The organism is Pontibacillus chungwhensis BH030062, from assembly GCF_000770675.1.
Taxonomy (GTDB): Bacteria; Bacillota; Bacilli; order Bacillales; family BH030062; genus Pontibacillus; species Pontibacillus chungwhensis.
Genome location: NZ_AVBG01000008.1, coordinates 193623 through 200704, shown reverse-complemented (window position 1 = coordinate 200704; position 7082 = coordinate 193623). Strand labels below are relative to the sequence as shown.

At 44.8% G+C, this 7082-nt stretch carries 4 protein-coding genes; 3 read left to right on the top strand and 1 reads right to left on the bottom strand.

Translation table 11 applies throughout. The features are described from left to right. Positions 1 to 308 precede the first annotated feature (308 nt). Positions 309 to 1697 carry a glycine--tRNA ligase gene (locus tag N780_RS12050; RefSeq protein ID WP_036784274.1) on the bottom strand — a complete coding sequence of 463 codons (1389 nt, stop codon included), beginning with the start codon at positions 1695 to 1697 and terminating at the stop codon, positions 309 to 311. Between the two features lie 413 nt (positions 1698 to 2110). Here N780_RS12050 and pcrB point away from each other — a divergent pair, with 413 nt between their 5' ends. From pcrB to ligA, 3 genes are read left to right on the top strand one after another with little or no spacing between them, the layout of a single operon-like run. Further along, positions 2111 to 2800, top strand: a complete 690-nt coding sequence (gene pcrB / locus N780_RS12045; RefSeq protein WP_036784272.1) for a heptaprenylglyceryl phosphate synthase — start codon at positions 2111 to 2113, stop codon at positions 2798 to 2800. 15 nt (positions 2801 to 2815) lie between these two features. Beyond that, positions 2816 to 5059 (top strand): DNA helicase PcrA, encoded by a 2244-nt coding sequence (gene pcrA / locus N780_RS12040; protein ID WP_036784269.1) that lies wholly within the window; start codon positions 2816 to 2818, stop codon positions 5057 to 5059. Positions 5060 to 5074: 15 nt separating this feature from the next. Continuing rightward, positions 5075 to 7081, top strand: a complete 2007-nt coding sequence (ligA, locus tag N780_RS12035; RefSeq protein WP_036784266.1) for an NAD-dependent DNA ligase LigA — start codon at positions 5075 to 5077, stop codon at positions 7079 to 7081. Position 7082 lies beyond the last annotated feature (1 nt).

The following is a 7082-nucleotide window of genomic DNA, read 5'->3' as shown; positions in this document are numbered from 1 at the left end:
CACTTCAGCTAGGCTTGAGTTGCTTTCCTTTAACTTGAGCCAGTCTCGGCAAACTTGAGCCGCCCGCCAAGCACTAGAGCCGCTCCCCTTAAACTCGAGCCACTCTGTAAAGTTCCTTCCAAGCTAATCCCTCCCCGCTCTGGAAATTGTTTCACGTGTAACTTTTTTAACATTCAAAAAATCAATTAAAACCAGTAACCAAGATTATTATGACAAAAATAGTTAATAAACGCTCCCTTTCGATTATCTATATAAAAGAAACCCACATGTCGACTGAAATCGTCAGCATGTGGGTTTCTGAATGCATCTTAGTAATTTAATTGATCTTCGATGAAGCTGCGTAGGTCGCTGATGTTCAGGCGAGTCTGTTCCATTGTGTCACGGTTACGTACGGTAACTTGACCGTCTTCTTTGGAATCGAAGTCGTATGTGATACAGAATGGTGTACCGATCTCGTCGTGACGGCGGTAACGTTTACCGATGGAACCAGCGTCGTCATAGTCAACCATGAAGTGCTTGGATAATTCAGCGAATACTTCTTTTGCTTCGTCACCTAGCTTCTTCGAAAGTGGGAAGATCGCTGCTTTGTATGGAGCAACGGAAGGGTGGAACTTCATTACAGTACGGGAAGACCCATCTTCTAATTCTTCTTCTTCGTATGCGTCAGCTAGGAATGCTAGAGCTAAGCGGTCTGCACCAAGGGCAGGCTCGATTACATATGGAATGTAACGCTCGTTTGTTTCTTGGTCGATGTACTTAAAGTCTTCGCCAGAATGCTCAGCATGTTGAGTCAGGTCGAAGTCTGTACGGGAAGCGATGCCCCACAGTTCGCCCCAGCCCATTGGGAACTGATACTCAATGTCTGTTGTTGCGTTACTGTAGTGAGATAGTTCATCTTCACCGTGCTCACGCAGGCGAAGGTTGTCGCCATCAATACCAAGGGACATTAACCAGTTATGGCAGAAGTTCTTCCAGTAATCGTACCATTCTAGTTCTTCGCCAGGCTTACAGAAGAATTCCATCTCCATTTGTTCGAATTCACGTGTACGGAAGATGAAGTTACCAGGTGTGATTTCGTTACGGAAACTCTTACCGATTTGGCCGATTCCGAATGGAAGCTTCTTACGCATAGAACGTTGAACATTTTTGAAGTTCACGAAGATTCCTTGTGCGGTTTCAGGGCGAAGGTAGATATCGTCTGTTGCGCCTTCTGTAACACCTTGTTGCGTTTGGAACATAAGGTTGAATTGTCGAATCCCTGTGAAGTTCTTCTCGCCACATGTTGGGCAAGCGATGTCGTGTGTTTCGATTAGCTTTTCCATTTCTTCAAATGGAAGGCCATCAACGACTAGTTCATTTCCTTCCGCTTCTAGCTTGTTCTCGATTAGTTTGTCTGCGCGGTGGCGAGACTTACATTCTTTACAGTCGATCATCGGGTCGTTGAAGTTACCTAAGTGACCAGATGCTTCCCATGTTTTCGGGTTCATTAAGATCGCTGCGTCAAGACCAACGTTAAGCGGGTTTTCTTGGATGAACTTTTGCCACCAAGCGCGCTTTAAGTTGTTCTTTAACTCAACGCCAAGTGGGCCGTAATCCCATGTGTTCGCAAGGCCACCGTAGATCTCAGAACCTTGGAAGATAAAGCCGCGATGCTTTGAGTGTGATACTAATTGATCCATTGTTGCTTTCTTAGACATGTGTATGTCCTCCTTTATCACTTGAACTTTACTAAACAGATTGTGAAGTAGCCCCAAAAGCCATAAAAAAATCTCGCCACTGGGACTATGCCCAGGGACGAGATTATAACCCGCGGTTCCACCCTGATTGATGACTTGCTCGGTTAGCAAGCATCCACTTTATGTGTGCATACTCAGGAACGCCGTTTCTTTAAACCATTCTCTGAGCTCGCACCGTCCTCAGATCGCTAGGGGGAAGGGGGTTTAAATACTATTTTTCCGTCATCATATGATATAAACTTTTTGTTTTCTAATAGTAGCATAGCTTGTTTCTGTTCACAAGTCTACCCGGAAAAAGCCGAACTCCCTTTCGATTTGATAGGGGTTTTTTGCTATAATGGATAAATGGAATATGGTAAACGGAGGCTAGTGCCATGTACGATATGAAAAAGTGGGAGCACGTGTTTAAGCTCGATCCCAACAAAGAGATTTCAGATGAAGATTTAGAACGAATATGTGAATCGGGAACAGATGCTGTCATTGTAGGTGGGACGGATGATGTGACGTTAGACCAAGTCCTCTCACTGCTTGCGAGCATTCGCCGTTATTCGGTTCCTTGTATTTTAGAGATATCCAATTTAGAAGCCATTACACCTGGATATGACTATTATTTTATTCCGATGGTGTTAAATAGTTCTGAAAAACGCTGGATGATGGATGTTCATCACGAAGCTGTGAAAGAATATGGAGATATTACAGATTGGGATGAAATGCTTGCTGAGGGTTATTGCATTTTAAACCCTGAGTCGAAGGCGTTTCAGGCTACCAATAGTGTCATGCCTGATGAGGAAGACGTGATTGCTTATGCCAGAATGGCTGAACATTTGTTTCGACTGCCGATCTTTTACCTTGAATATAGCGGCACATATGGTGATCCGGAGTTAGTTAAGAAAGTTGATCAAACGCTTGATCAAACCTTGTTATTCTATGGAGGCGGTATTGAGACGCCAGAACAAGCGAAGGAAATGAAAGCTTTTGCCGATGTAATTGTGGTAGGGAATGTCATTTACGATAATATGAAACAAGCTTTAAAAACGGTAGCAGCCGTAAAAGAACGAGAATAAAGGAGTGTCGCTCTCTTGAGCCCGTTAACAAACGACTTGCTAAAAGGATTGAACGAACAACAACGAGAAGCTGTGAAAACGACAGATGGCCCGTTGCTTCTAATGGCCGGAGCAGGTAGTGGGAAGACGCGTGTGTTAACCCATCGTATTGCTTACTTATTAGGAGAGAAAGAGATTGCACCACGTAACGTATTAGCGATTACCTTTACAAATAAAGCAGCGCGCGAGATGAAGGATCGTGTAGGTGACCTAGTGGGGCCGGAAGCACGCGATATGTGGATATCCACGTTCCACTCCATGTGTGTACGCATTTTGCGTCGTGATATTGATCGTATTGGAATTAACCGTAACTTCTCTATTTTAGATACGACGGACCAGCTTTCTGTTATTAAGCAGGTACTGAAGGACTTGAATTTAGATCCAAAGAAGTTTGACCCTCGTGCCATGCTTGGAGCTATTAGCACGGCGAAGAACGAGCTGAAAACGCCTGAAGATTTCAGCAAAACGACAGGCAACTACTATGAGCAACAAACAGCAGCTGTGTATGAGAAATATCAGAAGACGCTTCGTAAGAACCAGTCTTTAGATTTCGATGATTTGATTATGCAGACATTAACGCTATTTGATCGTCTTCCTGAGGTGTTGGAGTATTACCAGCGCCGTTTCCAGTACATTCACGTAGATGAGTATCAGGATACGAACCATGCGCAGTATCAGCTTGTTAAAATGCTTGCCAATCGTTTTGAAAACTTGTGCGTAGTTGGTGACTCTGACCAGTCGATCTATCGTTGGCGTGGAGCGGATATTGCGAACATCATGTCATTTGAAAAAGACTATCCAACCGCTAAAGTAATTATGCTTGAACAAAACTATCGTTCCACGAAGCGTATACTAGATGCGGCGAACGAGGTCATTCAGAATAACTCTGGTCGTAAGCCGAAGAACTTATGGACAGACAATGATGATGGCGAGTCAATTTTCTATTACCAGGCGCCGACAGAACGTGATGAAGGACTTTTTGTAACGAACAAGATTGAAGACATGGTACGTGCAACGAAGTTTAAATATAAGGACTGCGCTGTGCTTTATCGTACAAATGCTCAGTCGCGTACAATTGAGGAAACGTTTGTGAAAGCGAATATTCCGTATCAAATCGTTGGAGGCACGAAGTTCTACGACCGCAAAGAGATTAAAGACATGCTCGCGTACTTGCGCCTTATTGCGAACCCGGATGATGATATTAGCTTTGGACGAATTGTAAATGAACCGAAGCGCGGTGTTGGGCGTACGTCCCTTGATAACTTACAAATGTATGCCGCTCGCCACGATCTTTCATTATATGAAGCAGCTGGTGAAGTCGAGCAGGTTGGACTTAGTAAGCGTGCTACGAATGCGATTCGTGACTTCCACAAAATGATTCGCAACTGGACGCAGCAACAAGATTTCTTATCTGCAACAGATCTTGTAGAAGATGTGCTTAAGATCACTGGATATGAGGATATGTTAAAGAACGAGAATAGCTTAGAAGCGCAGAGTCGCCTTGAGAACATTAATGAATTCTTATCTGTTACGAAAAACTTTGAAGAGCAAAATGAAGACAAGAGTTTGATTGCTTTCCTAACGGATCTTGCACTTGTAGCGGATATTAACTCGGCTGATGAGGATCCGTTCGCTGATGACAAGGTTACGCTTATGACGCTTCACTCAGCTAAGGGGCTCGAGTTCCCGGTTGTATTCTTAATTGGTATGGAAGAGAGTGTTTTCCCTCACAGCCGTTCCCTTCAGGATGAAGAAGAAATGGAAGAGGAGCGTCGCCTTGCTTATGTAGGGATTACTCGTGCTGAACAGCAGTTATTCTTAACAAATGCGAAGATGCGTACCCTGTTTGGCCGTACGAATATGAATCCTGAAAGTCGATTTATTTCAGAGATTCCAGCTGAATTGATTGAAGGACGAGGGAACCAAGGTGGTGGATCTCCGTTTGGCGGTGGATTCCAGGATCCTGCACCTTCTGGATTCAGTACAGGTCAACCGAAACCACCGAAGCGTAAAGCGACAACGATGAAGCAAAAGGCAGCATCTGGTGGAGATGGAGCCGATTTTGCCGTAGGTGATAAGGTTTCCCATAAGAAGTGGGGCGAAGGAACGGTCGTGAAAGTTCAAGGTGAAGGGGACTCTAAAGAGCTGGACATCGCATTCCCTGCACCAAATGGAATCAAGCGCGTTCTGGCCAAATTTGCTCCGATTACTAAGCAATAGCTTTGAGGTGAACGTATGAATAAGGAAGAAGCAAAGAGTAGAATTGATGAACTCCGCCGTGAGTTAGAACAGTACAACTATGAGTATCATACGCTTGATCAGCCTTCTGTATCTGATTATGAATATGATAAGAAGACGCGTGAGCTCATTGATTTAGAAGAAGAGCATCCTGATTTTGTCACTCCGGATTCCCCGTCACAGCGTGTAGGCGGGGCACCTCTTGATGCTTTCCAAAAGGTGCAGCATGAGATTCCGATGCTGAGCTTAGGAAATGCCTTTGATGAACAGGAACTTCGAGATTTCGACCGTCGTGTGCGCGAAGGCGTTGACGGTGAAGATGTGGACTATGTGTGTGAATTGAAGATTGACGGACTAGCGATTTCTTTGAAATATGAAGATGGACTACTCGTTCGCGGTGCAACGCGTGGTGACGGGCAAACAGGTGAGGACATTACGCAGAACCTGAAGACCATTAAGAGTATTCCTCTTCGTATTGAGCAGCAGGAGCCGATTGAAGTTCGCGGGGAAGCGTTTATGCCGCATCGTTCTTTTCTAGCTATGAACGAAAAGCGTGAAGCGAACGGGGAAGAGCCTTTTGCTAACCCACGTAATGCGGCTGCAGGTTCTCTTCGCCAGCTTGATCCGAAGATCGCAGCGAAACGTAATTTAGATATTTTCCTATACGGTGTTGGGCAATGGGAAGCTGGAGAGCTTGAGTCTCATAGCGAGAGACTTGAGTATATGAAGTCACTTGGATTTAAGACAAATCCAGAGTGGAAAAAGTGTAACGATATTGAGGAAGTCATCGACTATGTTACAAAGTGGACAGAAGAGCGTCCTAATTTGAACTATGAAATTGATGGGATTGTTATTAAAGTAGACAGTTTAGAGCAGCAGGAAACGCTTGGTTTCACAGCAAAAAGCCCTCGCTGGGCGACAGCCTTTAAGTTCCCTGCGGAGGAAGCGATTACGAAATTAACGGATATCGAATTAAGTGTTGGTCGTACAGGTGCCGTGACCCCAACAGCGATTTTGAACCCTGTTCAAGTAGCAGGTACAACGGTAGGGCGTGCTTCTCTCCATAATGAGGACCTGATTCGCGAGAAAGATATCCGCATCGGGGATACCGTTGTGATAAAGAAAGCGGGGGATATTATCCCAGAAGTGGTTCGCGTTGTGACGGATGAGCGCTCAGGGGATGAAGAACCTTATTATATGCCTGACGTGTGTCCGGAATGTGGAAGTGATTTGGAGCGTTTAGAGGAAGAAGTGGCGCTTCGCTGTATTAATCCAAACTGCCCGGCTCAGCTTCGCGAAGGCCTTATCCACTTTGTTTCTAGAAATGCGATGAACATTGATGGACTTGGTGAGAAAGTGATTGCACAACTTTTCCGAGAGAATTTGGTTCATACCATAGCTGATTTGTATAAGCTGGATAAAGATGAACTATTGCAACTTGAGCGCATGGGTGAAAAGTCAGCAGATAATCTTCTCTCATCCATTAACGTGTCGAAAGAGAACTCGTTAGAGCGCTTGCTATTTGGACTTGGCATTCGATTTGTCGGGTCAAAAGGAGCACAGACGCTTGCTGAAGAGTTTGAAACAATGGAGCGTTTAATGAATGTGACCTATGATGAGTTGGTGGCTATCCATGACATTGGGGAAAAAATGGCTGATTCAATCGTTCGTTACTTCGAGAAAGGGCCTGTTGTCGAATTAATTGAGGAATTGAAAGAGATCGGTCTGAATATGGAGTATAAAGGGCAGAAGAGAAGCGAGCAGCCTGAGGATTCTCCGTTTGCGGGTAAGACCATTGTAATTACGGGGAAAATGGAGAACTATAGCCGAGGCGATGTGAAAGCACATGTAGAAGCGTTAGGCGGTAAAGTGACAGGAAGCGTGAGTAAGAACACAGATATGCTAATTGCAGGGGAGGATGCTGGATCGAAATATGAGAAAGCAGAGAAGCTGGGCATTGATATCTGGGATGAAGCGCGCTTCCAATCTGCGTTACAAGAATAGG

Bases quoted from the DNA above. Each gene is read 5' to 3' on its own strand.
- ligA (WP_036784266.1), top strand. From the start codon at position 5,075: ATGAATAAGGAAGAAGCAAAGAGTAGAATTGATGAACTCCGCCGTGAG.
- pcrB (WP_036784272.1), top strand. From the start codon at position 2,111: ATGTACGATATGAAAAAGTGGGAGCACGTGTTTAAGCTCGATCCCAAC.
- N780_RS12050 (WP_036784274.1), bottom strand. From the start codon at position 1,697: ATGTCTAAGAAAGCAACAATGGATCAATTAGTATCACACTCAAAGCAT.